The 19,876-nt window shown below is 58.6% G+C and carries 15 protein-coding genes and 1 tRNA gene; 3 read left to right on the forward strand and 13 right to left on the reverse strand.

The features are described from left to right. The first annotated feature begins 9 nt into the window (after positions 1-9). Genes QSJ95_RS20780 through QSJ95_RS20790 form a run of 3 tightly spaced genes read left to right on the forward strand, consistent with a single transcriptional unit; the run spans position 10 to position 5,661 of the window. On the forward strand, positions 10-2,853 hold the full coding sequence (locus tag QSJ95_RS20780) for a Z1 domain-containing protein (protein ID WP_285645017.1): 2,844 nt from the start codon (positions 10-12) through the stop codon (positions 2,851-2,853). Next, entirely contained in the window at positions 2,837-3,853 is a 1,017-nt protein-coding gene (locus tag QSJ95_RS20785) for a PD-(D/E)XK motif protein (protein WP_285645019.1), read from the forward strand. Before QSJ95_RS20780 ends, QSJ95_RS20785 begins: the two co-directional genes overlap by 17 nt. Then, positions 3,853-5,661 (forward strand): AIPR family protein, encoded by a 1,809-nt coding sequence (locus QSJ95_RS20790; protein WP_285645021.1) that lies wholly within the window; start codon positions 3,853-3,855, stop codon positions 5,659-5,661. The genes QSJ95_RS20785 and QSJ95_RS20790 overlap by 1 nt, the downstream gene beginning before the upstream one ends. A 228-nt stretch (positions 5,662-5,889) precedes the next feature. On the opposite strand, the gene QSJ95_RS20795 is transcribed toward QSJ95_RS20790, so the two are convergent. From QSJ95_RS20795 to thrS, 13 genes are all read right to left on the reverse strand, one after another. Next, positions 5,890-7,836 carry a hypothetical protein gene (locus QSJ95_RS20795; RefSeq protein ID WP_285645023.1) on the reverse strand — a complete coding sequence of 649 codons (1,947 nt, stop codon included), beginning with the start codon at positions 7,834-7,836 and terminating at the stop codon, positions 5,890-5,892. Between the two features lie 9 nt (positions 7,837-7,845). Then, the gene (locus QSJ95_RS20800; RefSeq protein WP_285645025.1) at positions 7,846-9,792 is read right to left on the reverse strand and encodes a hypothetical protein; all 1,947 of its coding nucleotides are present in this window, start codon (positions 9,790-9,792) and stop codon (positions 7,846-7,848) included. Beyond that, entirely contained in the window at positions 9,779-10,462 is a 684-nt protein-coding gene (locus QSJ95_RS20805; protein ID WP_285645026.1) for a hypothetical protein, read from the reverse strand. The genes QSJ95_RS20800 and QSJ95_RS20805 overlap by 14 nt, the downstream gene beginning before the upstream one ends. Before the next feature lie 236 nt (positions 10,463-10,698). Next, complete coding sequence (locus tag QSJ95_RS20810; RefSeq protein WP_285645028.1) at positions 10,699-11,988, reverse strand: RES family NAD+ phosphorylase; 1,290 nt, start codon at positions 11,986-11,988, stop codon at positions 10,699-10,701. Positions 11,989-12,332: 344 nt separating this feature from the next. Next, positions 12,333-12,409: transfer RNA gene (locus tag QSJ95_RS20815), tRNA-Pro, on the reverse strand. Between the two features lie 85 nt (positions 12,410-12,494). Continuing rightward, entirely contained in the window at positions 12,495-12,851 is a 357-nt protein-coding gene (locus QSJ95_RS20820) for a MerR family transcriptional regulator (RefSeq protein WP_009617038.1), read from the reverse strand. Continuing rightward, positions 12,832-13,134 (reverse strand): integration host factor subunit alpha, encoded by a 303-nt coding sequence (ihfA, locus tag QSJ95_RS20825; protein ID WP_003090661.1) that lies wholly within the window; start codon positions 13,132-13,134, stop codon positions 12,832-12,834. Before ihfA ends, QSJ95_RS20820 begins: the two co-directional genes overlap by 20 nt. Positions 13,135-13,137: 3 nt before the next feature. After that, positions 13,138-15,516 (reverse strand): phenylalanine--tRNA ligase subunit beta, encoded by a 2,379-nt coding sequence (gene pheT, locus QSJ95_RS20830; protein ID WP_285645033.1) that lies wholly within the window; start codon positions 15,514-15,516, stop codon positions 13,138-13,140. A gap of 37 nt (positions 15,517-15,553) precedes the next feature. Then, the gene (gene pheS / locus QSJ95_RS20835) at positions 15,554-16,570 is read right to left on the reverse strand and encodes a phenylalanine--tRNA ligase subunit alpha (RefSeq protein ID WP_285645036.1); all 1,017 of its coding nucleotides are present in this window, start codon (positions 16,568-16,570) and stop codon (positions 15,554-15,556) included. Between the two features lie 98 nt (positions 16,571-16,668). Then, entirely contained in the window at positions 16,669-17,025 is a 357-nt protein-coding gene (rplT, locus tag QSJ95_RS20840) for a 50S ribosomal protein L20 (protein WP_003099086.1), read from the reverse strand. Between the two features lie 21 nt (positions 17,026-17,046). Continuing rightward, positions 17,047-17,241, reverse strand: a complete 195-nt coding sequence (rpmI, locus tag QSJ95_RS20845; RefSeq protein ID WP_009617012.1) for a 50S ribosomal protein L35 — start codon at positions 17,239-17,241, stop codon at positions 17,047-17,049. 60 nt (positions 17,242-17,301) lie between these two features. Next, the gene (gene infC / locus QSJ95_RS20850; RefSeq protein WP_173427906.1) at positions 17,302-17,853 is read right to left on the reverse strand and encodes a translation initiation factor IF-3; all 552 of its coding nucleotides are present in this window, start codon (positions 17,851-17,853) and stop codon (positions 17,302-17,304) included. Further along, the gene (thrS, locus tag QSJ95_RS20855; protein WP_043270648.1) at positions 17,853-19,775 is read right to left on the reverse strand and encodes a threonine--tRNA ligase; all 1,923 of its coding nucleotides are present in this window, start codon (positions 19,773-19,775) and stop codon (positions 17,853-17,855) included. The genes infC and thrS overlap by 1 nt, the downstream gene beginning before the upstream one ends. Positions 19,776-19,876 lie beyond the last annotated feature (101 nt).

Raw genomic sequence — 19,876 nt, forward strand, 5'->3', positions numbered from 1 at the left:
TGACGCCTCATGTCTGAGGAAAACAAATGGAGTGTGGTCAAGTTCGTTCAGGAAATGCTGGCTGATGAAAAGGACAAGTCGGCGATCACCCCTCAGCTCATTTCCCAGAAGATCGACATGGTGCTGAAGATAATGCCGGGAAAGGCCGAGGGCCTGGATCGCGACTCGGTCACGGAGGAGCTGATCAGACGCTTCAGTGTCTGGGTTGGGGATGACTCATCTCTGATTGACACCACTGGACATGAGCCTTGGCAACCAAGCGATCGGAAAAAGGACTGGCGATACTGGCGGCGCTACCGTGAGTGGCAGGAGCTGAAACTGCCCCTCAGCGCCATGGAAGCACTGGACAAGACCACTGACAACGTTCTGTCGATGCTTGAAGACCCAAAGCGAGATGGTGCTTGGGATCGACGAGGGATGGTGGTTGGCCATGTACAGTCGGGCAAGACCGGCAACTACACTGGCCTCATCTGCAAGGCAGCAGATGCCGGTTACAAGATCATCATTGTGCTTGCAGGGCTGCACAACAACCTGCGAGCACAGACCCAGATGCGTCTGGACGAGGGCTTTCTGGGCTACGAAACAAGTGCCATCGAAGGTGAAGGAAACAAACTCATCGGGGTCGGCAAAATCGACCCATCTCCGGCACTGCGCCCCCAGTATGTGACCAACAGAACGGAAACCGGCGACTTCAACACCAAGTTTGCGAAGAATCTGGGCGTCTCTCCGGAGCAGCGCCCGTGGCTGTTTGTCGTCAAGAAGAACAAGACGGTTCTGACGCGGCTGCTCAACTGGATCCAGTCCCATGTAGCCGAAACCAAGGATCCGGAAAGCGGTCGCCCGCTCGTTACACATCTGCCGTTGCTGATAATTGATGACGAGGCCGACCACGCATCTGTCGACACTGGCGAGAAAGTTGTCGACGAAGACGGCAACCCCGATCTGGATCATGAGCCGACAGCCATCAACAGCCTGATCCGCCAAATTCTCCATGCGTTCTCAAGAAAGGCTTATGTCGGCTATACCGCTACCCCATTCGCCAACATCTACATTCACGAGCATGGTGAAACCGCCAAGGAAGGCCCGGACCTGTTCCCCTCTGCCTTCATCACCAATCTCTCGGCGCCGTCCAGCTATGTAGGGCCTTCGAGGGTATTCGGACTCGCCGGTGAGAGCGGACGCACAGGTGCACTGAACCTAGTCCGAATAGTTAAGGATCAGTGCTCCCAAGACGGCAAGAGTGGCTGGATGCCGGTCAGCCACAAAAGCAGCCATATCCCACTGCTTGAAGGTCAGGACGCAATGCCTGCCTCGCTGACCGAGGCCGTACACGCATTCGTTCTTTCATGCGCGATCAGAGGCCTTCGTGGACAGGGCTCCCAGCACAGCTCGATGCTGATTCACGTAACCAGATTCAATCAGGTGCAGCAGCATGTCCACCGCCAGGTTCTGGGCTACGTTCACGGCCTGAAGCAGCGATTCAGGAGACGCACCGACCATCTGAGCGCATTGGCGGAATTGAGGAGCCTCTGGGAAAGAGACTTTGTCAGCACCAGCCACGAGATCGCAGCCCAGATAGAGGAAGAGTCGCGCCACCCTGCTACCTCTTGGCAGGACATCGAGGCTGTGCTGCTGGATGTGCTTGATGAAATCGATGTGCGCATGATCAACGGCAAGGCCACGGATGTTCTTGACTATGCCGACAGCGCAACGGGACTAAAAGTAATTGCTATTGGAGGCGACAAGCTTGCCCGGGGGCTGACCCTCGAAGGGCTCTGCACCAGCTACTTCCTGCGCGCATCCAAGATGTACGACACCCTGATGCAGATGGGGCGCTGGTTTGGCTACCGGCCCGGCTACCTCGATTTGTGCCGCCTTTACACGACCAATGATCTGGTTGAGTGGTTCGAACATATTGCCGACGCCGCCGAGGAGTTGCGGGCCGAGTTCGACTTCATGATGGAGAGCAGGCTGACGCCTAGGGAGTATGGCCTCAAGGTGCGCTCTCACCCGGTACTTATGGTCACATCGCCGCTGAAGATGCGCACAGCCAAAACTCTGTATCTCTCTTTCAGTGGCGATGTCGTCGAGACCGTCAGCTTTTACACCGACAAGGATATTCTGGAAAAGAATCTGTCGACTCTCATGACCCTTGCTGATGAGCTTGGAAGTCCCTCCCCAATCCCTCCGCAGCAGCGCAATGGTAAGAAGGATAGCTGGAGCGGGATTCAGTGGACCAACGCTACAGCGCAATCGGTTACCCGCTTTCTGCGTGGCTATCAGACCCATCCCGACTCAAGAAAGGTAAAGAGTGATCTTCTGGCAGACTTCATTGAAGAAATGAGTTTTTCCGGGGAACTGACATCTTGGACGGTGGCTGTTATAGGCGGTGGGACAGAGAGGACATTAGATGTCGTAGGCAGCCCAGTCAGAATGATGCAGCGAAAGAACAAGGCAACCGAAGGAGAAGGCAAATACTCCATCGGCAGACTGCTATCCCCCCAAGATGAGGCCATGGATCTTGATGAGGCCGGATGGAACGCAGCGCTTGAGTTAACCAAACGGGCCTGGGTGAAAGACCCGGGGCGCTCCAGACGCAAAGAGCCCCCCGAGACCCCCAATGGTCCTGCAATTAGGCATGTAAAAGGCCTGGGTGCAGATGGAATAGAACCTCGACCGGATAAAGGGCTCCTTATCATTTCACTACTGGATCCCGAGGACTCAGACGTCAGCGGTGTAACCACACCTGTCGTGGCATTTGCCATCAGCTTCCCCTCCAGTAATGCCGGCAAATCCGTGCCCTATCTGGTCACCAATGTGCTTTGGGAGCAGCAGTATGGCTCAAGTGAGTGACCTCGAAATTCTGGGAGTCTGGAGAGCACTACCTGGCAACGCCTCCACTCCCGGCTGGCGTGCAATAGATCTGGTTCAGCAGACGGGCTCCTGCCGAATCAAGGCCGCCCGACACTCACCAGGTAACGAGGAGGCGGTTCTAGTCGGATTTGCGACTACAAAAATCGCACCGGCGACGCAGCTTCCCCAAGGGCAGGGCTTCCGTATGGAGCGAGCCACACTCGGAGAAACTGGCGGCAACCACAATTGGCTCGCTATTGTTCGTCAGCCCGCAGGCAGTCTTGAACTGTTTGCCAAGGTAGTCTCCGATATCGTGCACCTACTCCAGTCATTCAGCGATTCTCCCGAGGAAACGCTCTATCAGCGCTTCCTCGGGCGGGTACGGGGGTGGCAGGAGTTCATGCGTCAGGGACGAGAAGGCCTAGGCCCAGAGAAGGAGCTGGGGCTGGTCGGGGAGCTGCGATTTCTGAATCTTCTGCTGGATGCGGGAATCCTTCAGTTTACGGCAGTGGATGCATGGAAAGGTCCGCATGACGGATTGCACGACTTCCAGATCGGCCTTGGCAGCGTGGAAATTAAGTCGACAATGATTCCGGACGGCTTCCCAGTTCGGATTGGCTCACTTGAGCAGTTGGATGACACCAACTGCCCGCCTCTCTTTCTGGCCGGGCTTCGATTCAGCGCTCAGGAGGCGGGTAAAACGCTCACTGAGCTCGTTGATGCAACTCGGCAGCGCCTTGACGCTGACCCCGCCGCAATGCGCCTTTTCGAGCTGGCTCTCCATAAGGCCGGATATCTGGACATGCACGCGACAGTCTATACACGTCGATTCCTGCTGACCGACACAAGGTTGCATCTTGTGGACGGGGAGTTTCCCAGGCTAACCCTCTTCAACGTTTCTTCGGCAATTCGCCATGCCGCATATGAGCTGGACCTTTCTCTAGTTACGGCAAACAACCACTCAATGGGTGATGTACTCGAACATTTAGGAGTCGTTTGATGGAGCTCGTCGACTTTCTGCGTGAAACGCAGGCCGCGATCCGCGATGAAGTTGAAAAGGATATTGGCCCAGGAGAGGCCCCCATTCCTCCTGAGGCCGTTTTCACCGAGCATGTCATGACACACATGGCAGAAGAGGGAATCACCTTTGAACCAACTGTCTGCCATTACGAAGCGAAGGTAGGTACGTACAAGGTAAAAATCAGCGGCTACTCCGTATCCGACACTATTGATGACTCTGGCAACCCAGACCGCCTCGATCTTTTTGTCAGTCTCTACAAGGGAGTGGATGAGCTAGAGCCGCTTCCAGACTCCGAAGCAGGAAAGGCTGCCAAGGAAGGGCTGCAGTTTCTGAAGTTCTGCGCAACAGGCCAGCTATCCGGCAAGCTCGATGAAACCAACGATGCCTATGCCCTTGTTACCGAAGTCGAGCGCATCTTCAAGACGCTGGATAGCATCCGTATTTTCGTCATCACGGATGCCGTAGCCAAAACGAGAAACTATGCACCGCAGGAGGTCGAGGGCAAGCAGGTCCGCCTAGAGATCATGGACATTCAACGCCTCTTCAACCACTGGCAGCAGGGGCGTCCGCGGGATGAACTGGTAGTAAACTTCAGGGACATCTGCGGGACTGCCCTGCCTAGCGTATGGGTTCCTGGATCCGGTGACGATGAGTATGACTATGCCCTGACAGCCGTACCAGGCGAAGCCCTGCGATTCCTTTACGAGAAGTATGGTCCCCGCATCCTTGAGGCAAACGTGCGCTCCTTTCTGGGAGTTAGCAGCAAGGGGGTCAACAAGGGAATCCGTGACAGCCTGCGCGACCACCCCGACCGTTTCATGGCCTATAACAACGGCATCGTCGTTGTTGCCGACCAAGCCAAGCTCGACACCGCCGCAGATGGTTCGACAGGCATTCTCTGGCTCCAAGGCATGCAGATTGTAAATGGCGGTCAGACTACTGCATCCATCTACTTCGCCAAGAAAAAGCACCCGGACATTGATCTTTCCAGTGTCCGAGTTCCGGCCAAGATCATCGTGCTCCGCTCCGGGCAGGCTGATGATGAGGAGCTGATTGCCAATATTTCGCGGTATGCAAACAGCCAGAACGTTGTCAAACAGTCCGACCTGTCCGCCAACAAGCCCTTCCATCGAGAGTTGGAAAAACTGTCCATGCGTACTTACTGCCCCGATGGCGTTGGACGCTGGTTCTACGAGCGTTCAGCTGGCAGCTACAAGGTGATGCTGGAGAAGGAAGCAACTACCCCTGCACAGAAGAAAAAACTCCAGGCGACAATCCCCCCTTACCGCAAACTTACCAAGCCCGACCTAGCCAAATTCCTGTTTGCCTGGGATCAGAAGCCCCATATCGTCAGCCTCGGCAGTCAGAAAAACTTCCAAGCATTCATGGATGAGCTGATGGAAAGGGAAAGTGCTGGTGAGAACGTGATACCGGATCAGGAGCAGTACAAACAGATGATCGCGAAGGCGATCCTGTTCAAGTCTGCTCACAAGATCATCCGCCCCATGTTCCCGGCATTCCAAGCCAACATCACGTCCTACACAGTTTCGATTCTAGCGCTCAAGCTCGGAGCGACCCTCAATCTGAACCGCATCTGGCAGGAACAATCGATCTCTCCCCAGCTACATCGGCAGATTGCGATATGGGCAGAAGAGGTCAATGACGCGCTTCATCGTGGGGCTGGCGGGAAAATGATCTCCGAGTGGGCCAAGAAAATCGAGTGCTGGTGGAGAGTAAGAGACACTTCCTACTCTTCTGAGCTGGGCGGTATCACCGAACTATCCTAAACGTTATTTAGGACACGGCTAGAAGTGGCCGGCTCGAGCCAATCGCATCAGACCGGAGTCGGCTAGGAGCAGCCACTAAGGTCGGGCTGTTTCAGACCCGAAGTGGGCATTCGCACTTGGCTGAGCGTTCAAGCTGTTGGCTTGGCCTTATAGTCTGTGGCGAACGATGTACTTGACTTATATGGCCTTAGTCTCGCCATCTGCGCCGTCGTGCTGGATTTAACGCTTTTATGTCTGTGCCCAGTGCTTGCGCTTTGGGGATTTCTTGATAGCAGACGGTGTGGTCTTGCGCCCTTGAATTCTGAATACCGCTACGGAGTATGATGTCGTTGTCCCCGGAGGGGTTTTCTCAAGGAGTTTCGACGATGCGGAGAAGTGCTCCCCGGTGCCGCCGCGATCCACAAGGTCTAAAACGACTAGCAAGCCCAGTCGGACGTTGGATCGTTGGTATGCGGTCGCCTGGAGGCCATGATCGTCGAGCAGTTCCTCCAGAGTGCGGTTGTGGTTAGTCTTCTTGAGCTCTGCAACGATCGTCACGAGGCCCATGTCAAAGGCCACATCGGCTCGGCCATGTCCTATCGCCCGAGCTTCTGACCTCACTCCACCTCCGCCTGTACCTGCTTGAACCGTGGCCAAATAATCCTGTTGTAGATCCGCCTCGCTGGCGTTGGGATTGAACAGGTAGTCCGAAAGCAAACGCTTGCCCGGTTCGATGTTCTCGAGTTCGTACTGCCAAGCCAAAGTCCTAATTAGGACGCTGTTGAATAGTGCCCGCGCCTCGGGGTTGTTGGCGTAGTCGTAGTTAGCCCGAAGCGCCGCGACCAGCTCCTCAAGCTTCTGCCTCACCACGAGTGGTGTTGAAGTGAGGATTACCTGCACAACTCCAGCCGCGACCTCCTCAAGTGCTAAAGACTTGCCCGCATGCGTAACGAGGCCCAAGCCCAGCAAGGCGGCGACTCGGTCAGTAGACGCCTCCTCGGTAGGGTTTCGTAAGATGCTGGCCTCCCTAGCCGCCGACGCCTCCTTCCGGAGCATCCGTGCGTCCACGATCATGTCGCTGCCTGTATACTTATCGATCCAGAGCTCAAGCATCTGAAGCCTTGTGTGCTCCCGCTGGACCGCATCTGAGATTGCCGGCCGGAGAATGGCCTCTAGACCTCCGTCGGAGGTACGCTTCAAGGTTGAGCGACTGGCCGAGTAGCAGACAAGCAGTTGTCGCTCGATGACCATCGCCGCCTCGAGCCACACAGCCTCACCAAGACTCTCCTCCAGCCGTTCAAGTCTGAGCGCGAGCGTGGCCCAAGCTATTGCTTCTCCGGCGCGGTCTGTAAGCCAAGTGTTCACGAGACGCGGATCGTTCGGGATCGCGTGTATTGAATATTCGAACGCAGCTTGTGTGATCGCACTTACCTCATCGGCTACCGGAACCGATCGGCGACCGTTTTGGAACTCTAGGAGCATAGTCAAGCTACGGCGATAGAGTTCCGCATCCGCACGCCTTTCAGAGGTAGCGCTGGCCATAGCGAACAGATCTCTGGCCTTCGTAAAGGCTTCAAGGGCCGTCCCGCGTTGTCGGTCCTCCAAGCCTCTCTTGAGTTCGATTAGACCAAGCTCCATGGCCGCCTCGTCGCGGCATGCAGCGATCTCGACAAGATTGACTAGCTTTGCTTGGAGATCAGGAACCGCAAGATGTGCATTCACGAGGCCGGTGATTTTGGCGACATGCCTAAGGTACTGGACATCGTCGTCAGACGCCGTTTCCAAAAGGCTGGCTACCAGCTTGTACCCGAGACTCGTTTTAGACCGCGCTAGAAGCCAAGCTCCCAACAGCGCCTGGCTCCTCAAGCCCCAATGCCCGGCATGATCGACTGAGCGGTCAATCATCGCACCGTGCAGAGCGTCGATGAGTGCAGCTGGTAGCGGTAGGCCGGAGACGACCTCACGCACGATCTCCCCCATTACAGCGGGACTGGAGGTGCGCTCGACGATCTTCAGTGCCAAAGCGGCGTCACGCGGCTCGCCCGATCTGCACAGCCCCACGAACACGTCTGGTCCGAACGGATGGTCAGCTAGCGTGTTGATCACGCACTCGATCTCTAAATCGGTTCGGCCCTTTAGCGTGATCGGGCGACCATCGCCGGCCGACTCTATCAGGCGATCGGTCAAGTCATCCATCGGCATACCTTAGAACAAGGGATTGGCACCCTCAGCATGGCGACGCCGTTCGCGAGGCACGCGGCTGATCAGTTCCTGCCTATTGACGGCACCGACCACTATCTGAACATTAGGGAATTCATCGACGGCAGTAACAACGCTCTCGACCAATGCGGCGAAGTCTTGGTGTGACATCTCCTGCGCCGCAGGGGAATCGAGGACTATTAACCCGGGATGCCGCCCGTGGCCACGCCGTTCGGCGACCTCGAGAACCGCGAGCGCCGCCGCAATCCTAACGCGAAGATTCTCGCCTGCGTTGAGCTTTGTGAAGGAAGTGATCTGCCCGCCCTGCTCAATCTTGAGATGGCCGGCACCATTGAGGGTCATGCTCTGCAGGTTACGAACCCCGAACGCCTCTGAGAATTTCATTAGTGCGCCCGAAACTTCCGTGAGGATCTCAGTCTGAAGATCTTCAAAGAGCGACTTTGTTACCTTCTCGGCGGCCTTTAGAACGGTCTCCTCTCGACGGATGAGGTCGACATCGACCGACGGCCCAGTCGCAAGCTCCAGTTCTTCGATTCGCGCCTTCAGCTTTGCAATGTCCAGCCTGATTTCCTCTGCAGCACTGCCCTTGCGAAGCTCGGCCTGAACCTTTGCGATCCGTTGACTGGCGGCAGTGACGGCAGCGGAAGCCTTCTCCCAAGCGATCTTGGCCTCGTCCACAGCTTTTTCAGCCGTTTTCTGAGACTCCAGGGTATCGGCAGCCTCCGCTTCTAACTCTGTGATCAATTCCTCTGTCGAACCGACCTCATCCTCTTCCTTTCCGCAAAGCCCACACGCTGGTGCTTCAGTCGCCGCGAACCTATTTTTTTCAAATTCGCGAGCGCATGAGGGACAGCAGGTTGGCTTGAGCCTCTTGAACACAACACGCGCTTCGGCGTCATCTTTCGCCTGCAATAGCCTTCGACGAGCCTCCGCCCGAGCGATCTTCGCGTCGTCGTATAGGGCGTTGCGCTTAAGCACGAGGGCGCCCGCATCCTCAGCCATCTGGCGCAGCTCTACCAGCTCCTGATCGAGACTAGGCAAATCGGATCTAAGCTTGGTCAGGTCGGGTTCGTCTTTAAGCTTGATCTCAAGTTCTTGGATCTGATCCTCGAGCTCCCTGATACGGCTCACGACCCGGTCGCTCTTGCCAGTTGTCTCCTTCGCGAGGCGAGCTGACACCGCTTTCAGGCCGGTAGACGCGCAAGTGTAAGTTGTGATCCAGGGCAAGCCGATGAAGAGCTGGATCAGGCGTAAATGGATGGCGTCTTGAGCGGTATCGCCGAAAAGGGTGTCGCCTGGTCCGGTGATGAAAAGCGCAGCGCACATGGCCGGCCAGCCATGTTCCGCGGCTTCTCCTTGCCTAGCCCGGTACGCCCTCACTCGGGAAAAGCCGAGCTCATCCATGAACAGCGAGTCGACCGCCTTCCCAAAAGCGTCGTCGGGGATTCCTCGCTTAATCACCAACTCCCTACCGTTATCGAATCGCGACAAAGTGGCGACAGCAGCTGCAGCCTCGGTCGCACCCGCAGGTTTCATCAAGCAAATCCTGTGAATGTGCTCGTCAATAAGGAAATCAAGTTCGAACTCGCTCAGCCAACCCCAAACATCTGGCTTGAGCCGACTTCCTGGGAGCTCGCCACGGAGAGCGCCGCGCACCAGCCCAAGAATCGAGGACTTACCCTTGCCGTTGTCGTCGGTCAAAAGGCCCCAAATCCCGTTGCCAAGACCGTCCCACAGGAATTCAAATGGGTCTTCTTCGCCGTGCTTTATCCCGCGGAACAGCACCCGTTTGAGGGTGAGAGAGCGCTTTCGAGGAAGAGTTGAGTCCTCTTCTATACCGTGGGAGAGGAGGATCTTAGTGACTTCGTCTCGTTCGACACGCGATTTAGCGGCGATCTCGTCAATCCAATTGATTGTGTTACTGACGCTCATCCCTGTCCCCCACTTTGGCCTTATCGAAGCGCTTCTTGACCTGATCGGCGATCGACGGAATCACACCGCTGTGCTTCGTTCCTTCATATTCCTCAAACTTATACTGTTCGGCCTTGAGGGCGTGACCGGACTTCAGACCGCTAACCTTCATTGCGAGTCGCGCCCGCTCGAGATACCAAGCGAGGGCAGGCTGCATCTTTACGGCGTCTTGCACGAAGGCTGCAGCCTTAGGTCCGAGCAGGTAGTCATGCTGAGAACCGAGATTGGGGAGCGTCCTCTGAACGGGGCGGATTAACTCATAGAAGCTCAGCACGCCGAGCGAGTTATCAAGATCAAAGTAGGCGCCGCGGTGCCAGCGGATCATCTTTGCCAACCTTACGCTCGGCTCATCTTCGGCGAAGATCTTCTCGACCGTACTAAGAAGCCCTGGCTGGCCAGCATCGTGTAGGTCGAGCAGCCTATTCGCGAGGTAGTCGGGGTAGCAAACGTAGAATACGATCGCCTGAGCACGCTTCTCGCCGTGAAAAACCCGATCAAATCCTTCGGCGCCTTCGCCCTCTGTTGCGAGTGTGCTCCCCTCTAAAAGAATGCATAGGAGGCGGAAGGCGTCACGAAAAACCGACCCCGTTGACGGGGCTGCGGCTTCTTCGGTATCGGAGGCGTTCGACATGCTATGCAATCGCTACAGGATCAAGTTTTAGATCCTGTCATGTGGCCAGTACGTTAACAAGACCGGTATGGGGATGTTTCCGTCCGCGCACGAGCGACCTTCGGACAAAACAATGCGAGCGGGTCGAAAGCAGCGCAACCTAAGTGGCTGCTTCTGGCCGGAGCGGACGTCCATAACTGGCCCCTATGGATAGGGCTCTCTCCTAGCAGAAGCCAAAACTTTCGCCATCACCCCACTTATTCGAATTCCGAGCCTAGGCGCTTACGGTTCAAGTCACTCATGAACAGGCCGTAAATATGTTTGTACTCCTTGGCCTTAGTTTCAATCGCAGTGACCTTGTGAAACCGGATGGAGTCAGCCACGACGGCCAGTTTGGCCGGCGACCCAAATAGGTTTTCCGGTGGTACGGCGATTGGGGCAGGCCCGCCCACCGGATCAGGATCGGCCGGAGGCACGTAGGAAAGTCGGCTGGCTTCAGGGAAGATGACCACGTTGGTCCCTGCCTCGCCCGTTTGGACGGAGGGGAACACCAGGCCATCCACGTACTTGCCGAAATGCAGCCGCAAATACTCGAAGACCACCTGCGTCGACAAATAGCTCAACTCGTTGTTGCGCACCTTGGGCCGGGACATCTTCTTTACCAGCGAGCCTAGGAACACTTTCTGATGTAGTGACTCGCGGAACCCTTCGTCTAACAATGTGAGCGCCGGTGGCTCTACGCGGTCCAGAGCAGTGAGGTCCAGAAGTCGCAGCTCGCCGATAGGTGTTAGGGCGACACTGATTACATGGTCGCCAGTGATGGAGCGGATTTCGCTGAGGCAGGTCTCTCGCTCCAATGCGCAATATAGGGCGGAGATGCCACTCGGGGTCATCCGTTGGCTGCTGGCCAGATGCTTTGGTGTGGGCCCGAACTGACCGGCAGGATTGCCGATGATTTCTTCCGCCTGCTTTTGGTTCTGGGCATGGCGTGCCCGGTAGAGCACCTCGCCATGTGCGATGGTCCGCACTACCTCCGGCTTTGGCTGGTTGCCGTCGGTCACCAGCACCGAAAAAACGGAATGGAGGAACTGGTCGGCTCCGACATTGAAGTAGCGGTGTTTGTAGTGGACATCCTCAATGAACTTCTTCCAGCGGCCCTCGTAGATGTTCTGCTCCAACGTGCCATCATCGCTATAAAAATGCGTTTCGTCCCCCGCGTCATCCACCTTGAACTCAGGTGGAACGGCACCGCAGAGATCCTCAAAGTAAGGTTCGTTGCCGAGCTCAAACCACTCCGCGAGGACGATATCGATAGTCGAAACGGCAACGAAGTCCGATCCACAGTGATATAGCAAGCCGAGCTCGTAGTGGGACAGGTCATCCTTGCTGGCAACATTCTCCGCAACGCGCTCGTAAACGTAGTTGAACAGCTGCTTCGACTCTATAGCATGCCCAGGACGGCCGCAGTACTTGCAGTCACCCTCCGCGCCGTGTGTGTCGACCAATTTCTTGAGTGGAGCCGGCCTTATGCAATCAACGCAAATCATAGCTACTTGCTGAGCCTCGCATTTGTTGAACGTCTCAGGGGGCGGATGCGTTTGTGAAGAAACGAGTGCCAATGGACCTGCATGGCATATCCAGTGGCAAGCGACTAGCGGCCGAGTAACTCAATGGGATCCTGGGAAAGCGAATGGCCACTTCGGGTCGATAGAGCCAGTCACAGACGTCCGCTTTTGGCCGATTACTTAAGGGGTACCCCAAGTTAAAGAACCAAGCCCAGCACAAACGGTCACCAAACGGTCACCACAAGTACTCTCTAGGGCCTGAGATAAAAAATGCGCCCATAAAAAAATCCAGTCACCGCTAAGTGACTGGATTTTCTAGGTTTTTTTGGTCGGGACGGAGTGATTCGAACACTCGACCCCTTGCACCCCATGCAAGTGCGCTACCAGGCTGCGCTACGCCCCGACGTTGCCTTCCGGTTGCCCGGTTGGCGGATCGCACTATACCGTAAGGTTTTCTTTCGGCAAAGCACTTTTTTCATTTTTTTCAGCTACTTGCGCAGCACGTGAAGAACGTCTTCCAGTTCCGCGATCATCTGGCGGATGAGTTGCTTGTACTGGGTGATGTCTTCGCGGGCTTCGTCGCCGGAGAGGCGCTGGCGCGCCCCGCCGATGGTGAAGCCTTGGTCGTACAGGAGCGCGCGGATCTGGCGGATCATCAGCACGTCCTGGCGCTGATAATATCGGCGGTTGCCGCGGCGCTTGACCGGGTTGAGCTGCGGGAACTCCTGTTCCCAATACCGCAGCACGTGCGGTTTCACTGCGCACAAGTCGCTCACTTCACCGATGGTGAAGTAGCGCTTGCCCGGAATGGGGGGCAGTTCGTCGTTATGACTTGGTTCCAGCATAAGCCTCAACCCTGGCTTTCAGTTTCTGGCCTGGACGAAAGGTGACGACGCGGCGGGCCGTGATCGGGATTTCCTCTCCCGTCTTCGGGTTGCGACCCGGGCGCTGGCGTTTGTCGCGCAGGTCGAAATTGCCGAAACCGGACAGTTTCACCTGTTCGTTGTGCTCCAGCGCCTGGCGGATCTCTTCGAAGAAGAGTTCCACCAGTTCCTTGGCTTCCCGTTTGTTCAGGCCCAGCTCTTCATACAGACGTTCGGCAATCTCAGCTTTCGTCAGAGCCCCCATACGCTACTTCCTTAACGTGGCGTTGAACCTTTGCTCCAGCGAGGCGACGATTTTCTGCGTAGTCGCGTTCACCTCGTCATCGTTAAGAGTGCGTGATGGATGCTGCCAGGTCAAGCCGACGGCCAAGCTTTTTCCAAGCGGATCAATACCTTTACCCTGATAGACATCAAACAGCCTGAGGTCGGTCAGGAATTCGCCGGCCTCTTCGCGGATGGTCGACAGGACGGATTCGGCTGGAATATCGCGGTTGACCACCAGCGCCAGGTCGCGGCGCACCTCGGGGAAACGCGACAGTTCGCTGAACTTCGGCAGGCGGCCGCGGACCAGTTCGCCCAGTACCAGCTCGAACAGGTAGACCGGACGATCGAGGTCCAGAGCCTTGGCCAGTTCCGGGTGCAGGGCGCCGACGTAGCCGACCAGTTCGCCATCGCGCTCGACGCGGGCGGTCTGGCCCGGGTGCAGCGCCGGGTGTTCGCCGGGGACGAAGGCGAAGGCATCGGCGGCGCTAGCGCTGGCCAGCAGCGCTTCGACGTCGGCCTTGATGTCGAAGAAGTCGACGCCTTCGCGCACGTTGCTCCAGCCTTCTGGCTCGCGGCTGCCGCAGATGACGCCGGCCAGCATGTTTTCCTGCTGCAGGCCCTCGAGCTGGCCGACGAAGCGCAGGCCGCTCTCGAACAGGCGCACGCGGGTCTGCTGGCGGTTCAGGTTGTGCTGCAGTGCCTTGACCAGGCCCGGCCACAGCGAGGCGCGCATGGCGGCCATGTCGGCGGAGATCGGGTTGGCCAGCATCAGCGGCTGCACGCCCGGGCTGAACAGTTCGAACAGCTTGGGATCGATGAAGCTGTAGGTGATGGCTTCCTGGTAGTCGCGGGCGACCAGCAGGCGGCGCAGCGCCGGCAGCTCGGCCTGGGTTTCCGACTTGGTGTTGGGCGCCAGGCGCGCCTGCGGGTAGCGCACCGGCAGTCGGTTGTAGCCGTACAGGCGGCCCAGTTCCTCGATCAGGTCGACTTCCAGGGAAACGTCGAAGCGGTGGCTGGGCACGCCGACCTTCCAGCGCCCTTCCCCATCGGCTTGCACCTGGAACTCCAGCGCGGTGAGCAGACGCTCGATTTCCGCAGCATCCATTTCCATGCCGAGCATCTGGGTGACTCGCTCGATGCGCAGCACCACCGGCTCGACCTTGGGCAGGTGGGCCTGGCTGACCTGCTCGACCACCGGACCGGCTTCGCCGCCGACGATCTGCAGCAGCAGTTCGGTGGCGCGCTCCATGGCGCGGCGGGCCAGTTGGAAGTCCACGCCACGCTCGTAGCGGTGCGAGGCGTCGGTGTGCAGGCCGTAGGAACGGGCCTTGCCGGCAACAGCGATGTTGTCGAAGAAGGCGCTTTCCAGGAACAGGTCACGGGTCTTGGCGCTGACGCCGCTGTGCTCGCCGCCCATCACGCCGGCCATGGCCAGGGCGCGTTCGTGGTCGGCGATAACCAGGGTGTCGGTACGCAGGGCGACTTCCTGGCCGTCCAGCAGCACCAGCTTCTCGCCCTCTTCGGCCATGCGCACGCGGATGCCGCCCTTGATCTCGTCGAGGTCGAAGGCATGCATCGGCTGGCCCAGCTCCAGCATCACGTAGTTGGTGATGTCCACTGCGGCGTCGATGCTGCGGATGTCGGAACGGCGCAGGCGCTCGACCATCCACAGCGGCGTCGGCTTGCTCAGATCGACGTTGCGGATGACGCGGCCCAAATAGCGCGGGCAGGCATTCGGCGCTAGCAGCTCGATGGGACGGACGTCATCGATGCCGGGGGCGACCGGCTTCACATCGACGAAAGTGACCGGCGCCGAGTACAGCGCGCCCACTTCGCGGGCCAGGCCGGTCAGGGACAGACAGTCGCCACGGTTGGGGGTCAGGCCGATCTCGATGGAGGCATCGTCCAGTTCCAGGTAGTCGCGGATGCTCGCGCCCACCGGGGCGTCGGCGGCCAGTTCCATCAGGCCGGCGTTGTCGTCGCTGATTTCCAGCTCTTTGGCCGAGCACAGCATGCCGTTGGACTCGACGCCGCGCAGCTTGGCCTTCTTGATCTTGAAGTCGCCCGGCAGTTCGGCGCCGATCATGGCGAAGGGGATCTTCAGGCCCGGGCGCACGTTGGGCGCGCCGCAGACGACCTGGAAGGTCTCGCTGCCGTTGCTGACCTGGCAGACGCGCAGCTTGTCGGCGTCCGGGTGTTGTTCGGTGCTCAGCACCTCGCCCACCACCACGCCGCTGAAGGCGCCGGCGACGGGGATTACGGCGTCGACCTCAAGGCCGGCCATGGACAGACGAGCCACCAGCTCGTCGCGGGAAACCTGCGGGTTCACCCAGCTCCGCAGCCATTGTTCACTGAATTTCATCCTGCTCTCCTAAGAATTCGTTGACGTCGTACGCGGCCTAGCGGAATTGCCCGAGGAAGCGCAGGTCGTTGTCGAAGAACAGGCGCAAGTCGTTGACGCCGTAGCGCAGCATGGCCAGGCGTTCGATGCCCATGCCGAAGGCGAAGCCCTGGTATTTCTCCGGGTCGATGCCGGACATGCGCAGCACGTTGGGGTGCACCATGCCGCAGCCCATGACTTCCAGCCAGCCGGTCTGCTTGCACACGCGGCAGCCCTTGCCGCTGCACAGCACGCACTGGATGTCGACTTCCGCCGAAGGCTCGGTGAAGGGGAAGAACGACGGGCGGAAGCGCACCGAGAATTCCTTCTCGAAGAAGGCGCGCAGGAACTCCTCGATGGTGCCCTTGAGGTCGGCGAAGCTGACGTCTTCATCGATCAGCAGGCCTTCGACCTGGTGGAACATCGGCGAGTGGGTCAGGTCGGAGTCGCAGCGGTACACGCGGCCGGGGCAGACGATGCGGATCGGCGGGCGCTGGCTCTCCATGGTGCGCACCTGTACCGGCGATGTGTGGGTGCGCAGCAGCATGCTCGCGTTGAAGTAGAAGGTGTCGTGCATCGCCCGCGCCGGGTGGTGGCCGGGGATGTTGAGCGCTTCGAAGTTGTGGTAGTCGTCTTCGACTTCCGGGCCCTCGGCCACTTCATAGCCGATGCGGGTGAAGCATTGCTCGATGCGTTCCTTGGTACGGGTCACCGGATGCAGGCCACCGGAGGTCTGGCCGCGGCCCGGCAGGGTCACGTCGACGCGCTCGGCCGCCAGCTTCGCCGCCAGCGCGGCGCCTTCCAGGTCGGTCTTGCGGGCGTTGAGCGCCTCCTGGACCTTTTCCTTGGCAACGTTGATCAGCGCACCCACCTTGGGGCGCTCTTCGGCCGGCAGGTCGCCCAGGGTCTTCATCACCTGGGTCAGCTCGCCTTTCTTGCCGAGATAGTGAACCCGGATCTGTTCCAGGGCATTGACGTCTTCGGTATGTCGCACAGCCTCCAGGGCTTGGGAGACCAGCGCGTCCAGGTTTTCCATGTACCAACTCCAGATACGAAATAGGGGAAGAGCGGTTAGGCTCTTCCCCTATCGGTGACGTTACGTCCCGGATAAAAATCCGGTGATTGTCTTAGGGCTTAAGCCAAGCTTGCCTTCGCTTTTTCGACAATCGCGGTAAACGCCGCTTTTTCGTTCACAGCCAGATCGGCCAGGACCTTACGGTCGATCTCGATGGCCGCCTTTTTCAGGCCGGCGATCAGACGGCTGTAGGACAGACCGTTCTGACGAGCACCAGCGTTGATACGGGCGATCCACAGGGCGCGGAACTGACGCTTGCGCTGACGACGGTCACGGTAGGCATATTGGCCGGCCTTGATCACCGCCTGCTTGGCAACGCGGAACACGCGGGAACGCGCGCCGTAGTAGCCTTTGGCGAGTTTCAGAATCTTCTTGTGACGACGACGGGCAATCACGCCACGCTTAACACGAGCCATTTATCTATCCTCTACCAGAAATCAACGCAGACGCAGGGAGCGTTCTACACGGCGAACGTCGGAAGCAGCGAGCATCGAGGTGCCGCGCAGCTGACGCTTACGCTTGGTGGTCATTTTGGTCAGGATGTGGCTCTTGAAAGCGTGCTTGTGCTTGATGCCACCAGCAGTCACTTTGAAGCGCTTCTTGGCGCCACTCTTGGTTTTCATCTTTGGCATGTTTAGTACTCCGCATTCGTTAACAACTGATAACCATCAGGCCTGCCAGTGCCCGGGAGGTTATTTACGCTTCTTGGGAGCGATGACCATCATCAGCTGGCGTCCTTCCAGCTTAGGATGCTGTTCCACGGTGCCGTATTCGGCGAGGTCGGTCTCGACCCGCTTCAACAGCTCCATGCCCAGCTCCTGGTGGGCCATCTCACGACCACGGAATCGCAGGGATACCTTGGCCTTGTCCCCTTCACTAAGGAAACGTACCAGGTTGCGTAGTTTTACCTGGTAATCCCCTTCTTCCGTCCCTGGACGAAACTTGATTTCTTTGATCTGTTGCTGGTGCTGGTTTTTCTTCGCCGCAGCCGCCTGCTTCTTCTTCTCGAACAGGTGCTTGCCGTAATCCATGATGCGGCAGACAGGAGGCGCCGCATCGGCAGAGATTTCAACCAGGTCCAGCTTGGCCTCGTCGGCGTGGCGCAGCGCCTCATCAAGGGTCACTACGCCGATCTGCTGACCGTCGGCACCGATCAGACGCACTTCGCGTGCGGTGATGTTCTCGTTGATCGGTGGTTTCGGGAGAGCCCGCTTATCCTGTCTCATTTCACGCTTAATAATGATTACTCCGAGTCTTGGCGACCACGCCGGGAAACCGCCCGAGTCAACAGCTCGACGAACTGGGAAAGCGGCATCGAGCCGAGATCTTCCCCTTCGCGCGTACGTACGGCGACGGCCTTCGATTCAACCTCCCTGTCTCCAATAACCAGGAGATAGGGAACCTTGAGCAAAGTATGCTCGCGGATTTTAAAGCCGATTTTCTCGTTTCTCAAGTCGGACTTGGCACGGAATCCGCTTTCCTCGAGCGTACGGACCACTTCCTCGGCGAAATCGGCCTGCTTGTCGGTGATGTTCATGACCACCGCCTGGGTCGGCGCCAGCCAGGCCGGGAACAGGCCGGCGTAGTGCTCGATCAGCATGCCGATGAAGCGCTCGAAGGAACCGAGGATGGCGCGGTGCAGCATGACCGGGCGCTTGCGGTTGTTGTCCTCGGCGATGTAGCTGGCGTCCAGGCGCTCCGGCAGGTTCGGGTCGTACTGCAGGGTGCCGCACTGCCAGTTACGGCCCAGGCAGTCCTTCAGGGTGAACTCGATCTTCGGGCCATAGAAGGCGCCCTCGCCCGGCTGGTATTCCCACTCCAGGCCGGATTCGTTCAGGGCGTCCGCCAGCGCGCCTTCGGCGCGATCCCACAGCTCTTCGGAGCCCACGCGCTTGGCCGGACGGGTGGACAGCTTCATGGAGATGTCGGAGAAGCCGAAGTCGGCGTAGACCTGCAGGGTCAGCTTGATGAAGTCGGCCGCTTCCTTCTTCACCTGGTCCTCGGTGCAGAAGATGTGCGCATCGTCCTGGGTGAAGCCGCGCACGCGCATGATGCCGTGCAGCGCGCCCGAGGGCTCGTTGCGGTGGCAGGCGCCGAACTCGGCCAGGCGCAGCGGCAGGTCGCGATAGGACTTCAGGCCCTGGTTGAAGATCTGCACGTGGCACGGGCAGTTCATCGGCTTGACCGCGAAATCGCGACTTTCCGACGAAGTGGTGAACATGTTCTCGGCGTAGTTCGACCAGTGGCCCGAACGCTCCCAGAGGATGCGGTCGACCACCTGCGGGGTGCGCACCTCGACGTAGCCGTGCTCGCGCTGCACCTTGCGCATGTACTGCTCGAGCACCTGGTAGACGGTCCAGCCGTTGGGGTGCCAGAACACCATGCCCGGCGCTTCTTCCTGCAGGTGGAACAGGTCCAGCTGCTTGCCGATGCGGCGGTGGTCGCGCTTCTCGGCCTCTTCGATGCGCTGGACGTAGGCGGCCAACTGCTTCTTGTCGGCCCAGGCGGTGCCGTAGATGCGCTGCAGCTGCTCGTTCTTCGAGTCGCCGCGCCAGTAGGCGCCGGAAATCTTGGTCAGCTTGAAGGCCTTGAGGAAGCGGGTGTTGGGCACGTGCGGGCCGCGGCACATGTCCACGTACTCTTCGTGGTAGTACAGGCCCATCGCCTTCTCGTCGGGCATGTCCTCGACCAGGCGCAGCTTGTAGTCCTCGCCGCGGGACTTGAACACCTCGATGACTTCGGCACGCGGGGTCATCTTCTTGATGACGTCGTAGTCCTTGTCGATCAGCTCGGCCATGCGCTTCTCGATCGCCGCCATGTCTTCAGGGGTGAAGGGGCGCTCGAAGGAGATGTCGTAATAGAAGCCTTCGTCGATTACCGGGCCGATGACCATCTTCGCGCTCGGGTACAGCTGCTTGACCGCATGGCCGACCAGGTGCGCGCAGGAGTGGCGGATGATTTCCAGCCCTTCCTCGTCCTTCGGGGTGATGATCTGCAGGGTCGCGTCGTGTTCGATCTTGTCGCAAGCATCGACCAGCTTGCCGTTGACCTTGCCGGCCACGGTGGCCTTGGCCAGGCCCGCACCAATGGATTGCGCCACCTCGGCCACGCTGACCGGGTGATCGAAGGACCGCTGACTACCGTCGGGAAGAGTAATGATGGGCATGGCGCCTCCTCTCCTAGTGGTGACCCCTACGAAAGGCCACATGGGTTGGGATGTGCCAGTAAGCGTCGCCCGCCGGGCAGGCCTGCCTCACAGTGGCAGGC

Origin of the sequence: Pseudomonas sp. NBRC 100443 (assembly GCF_030268185.1) — a bacterium.
GTDB classification, from domain to species: Bacteria; Pseudomonadota; Gammaproteobacteria; order Pseudomonadales; family Pseudomonadaceae; genus Pseudomonas; species Pseudomonas citronellolis.

Bases quoted from the DNA above. Each gene is read 5' to 3' on its own strand.
- pheS (WP_285645036.1), bottom strand. From the start codon at position 16,570: ATGGAAAACCTGGACGCGCTGGTCTCCCAAGCCCTGGAGGCTGTGCGA.
- QSJ95_RS20805 (WP_285645026.1), bottom strand. From the start codon at position 10,462: ATGTCGAACGCCTCCGATACCGAAGAAGCCGCAGCCCCGTCAACGGGG.
- rpmI (WP_009617012.1), bottom strand. From the start codon at position 17,241: ATGCCAAAGATGAAAACCAAGAGTGGCGCCAAGAAGCGCTTCAAAGTG.
- QSJ95_RS20790 (WP_285645021.1), top strand. From the start codon at position 3,853: ATGGAGCTCGTCGACTTTCTGCGTGAAACGCAGGCCGCGATCCGCGAT.
- QSJ95_RS20820 (WP_009617038.1), bottom strand. From the start codon at position 12,851: ATGCTGGAACCAAGTCATAACGACGAACTGCCCCCCATTCCGGGCAAG.
- QSJ95_RS20785 (WP_285645019.1), top strand. From the start codon at position 2,837: ATGGCTCAAGTGAGTGACCTCGAAATTCTGGGAGTCTGGAGAGCACTA.
- rplT (WP_003099086.1), bottom strand. From the start codon at position 17,025: ATGGCTCGTGTTAAGCGTGGCGTGATTGCCCGTCGTCGTCACAAGAAG.
- QSJ95_RS20780 (WP_285645017.1), top strand. From the start codon at position 10: ATGTCTGAGGAAAACAAATGGAGTGTGGTCAAGTTCGTTCAGGAAATG.
- QSJ95_RS20795 (WP_285645023.1), bottom strand. From the start codon at position 7,836: ATGGATGACTTGACCGATCGCCTGATAGAGTCGGCCGGCGATGGTCGC.
- pheT (WP_285645033.1), bottom strand. From the start codon at position 15,516: ATGAAATTCAGTGAACAATGGCTGCGGAGCTGGGTGAACCCGCAGGTT.
- QSJ95_RS20800 (WP_285645025.1), bottom strand. From the start codon at position 9,792: ATGAGCGTCAGTAACACAATCAATTGGATTGACGAGATCGCCGCTAAA.
- QSJ95_RS20810 (WP_285645028.1), bottom strand. From the start codon at position 11,988: ATGATTTGCGTTGATTGCATAAGGCCGGCTCCACTCAAGAAATTGGTC.
- thrS (WP_043270648.1), bottom strand. From the start codon at position 19,775: ATGCCCATCATTACTCTTCCCGACGGTAGTCAGCGGTCCTTCGATCAC.
- ihfA (WP_003090661.1), bottom strand. From the start codon at position 13,134: ATGGGGGCTCTGACGAAAGCTGAGATTGCCGAACGTCTGTATGAAGAG.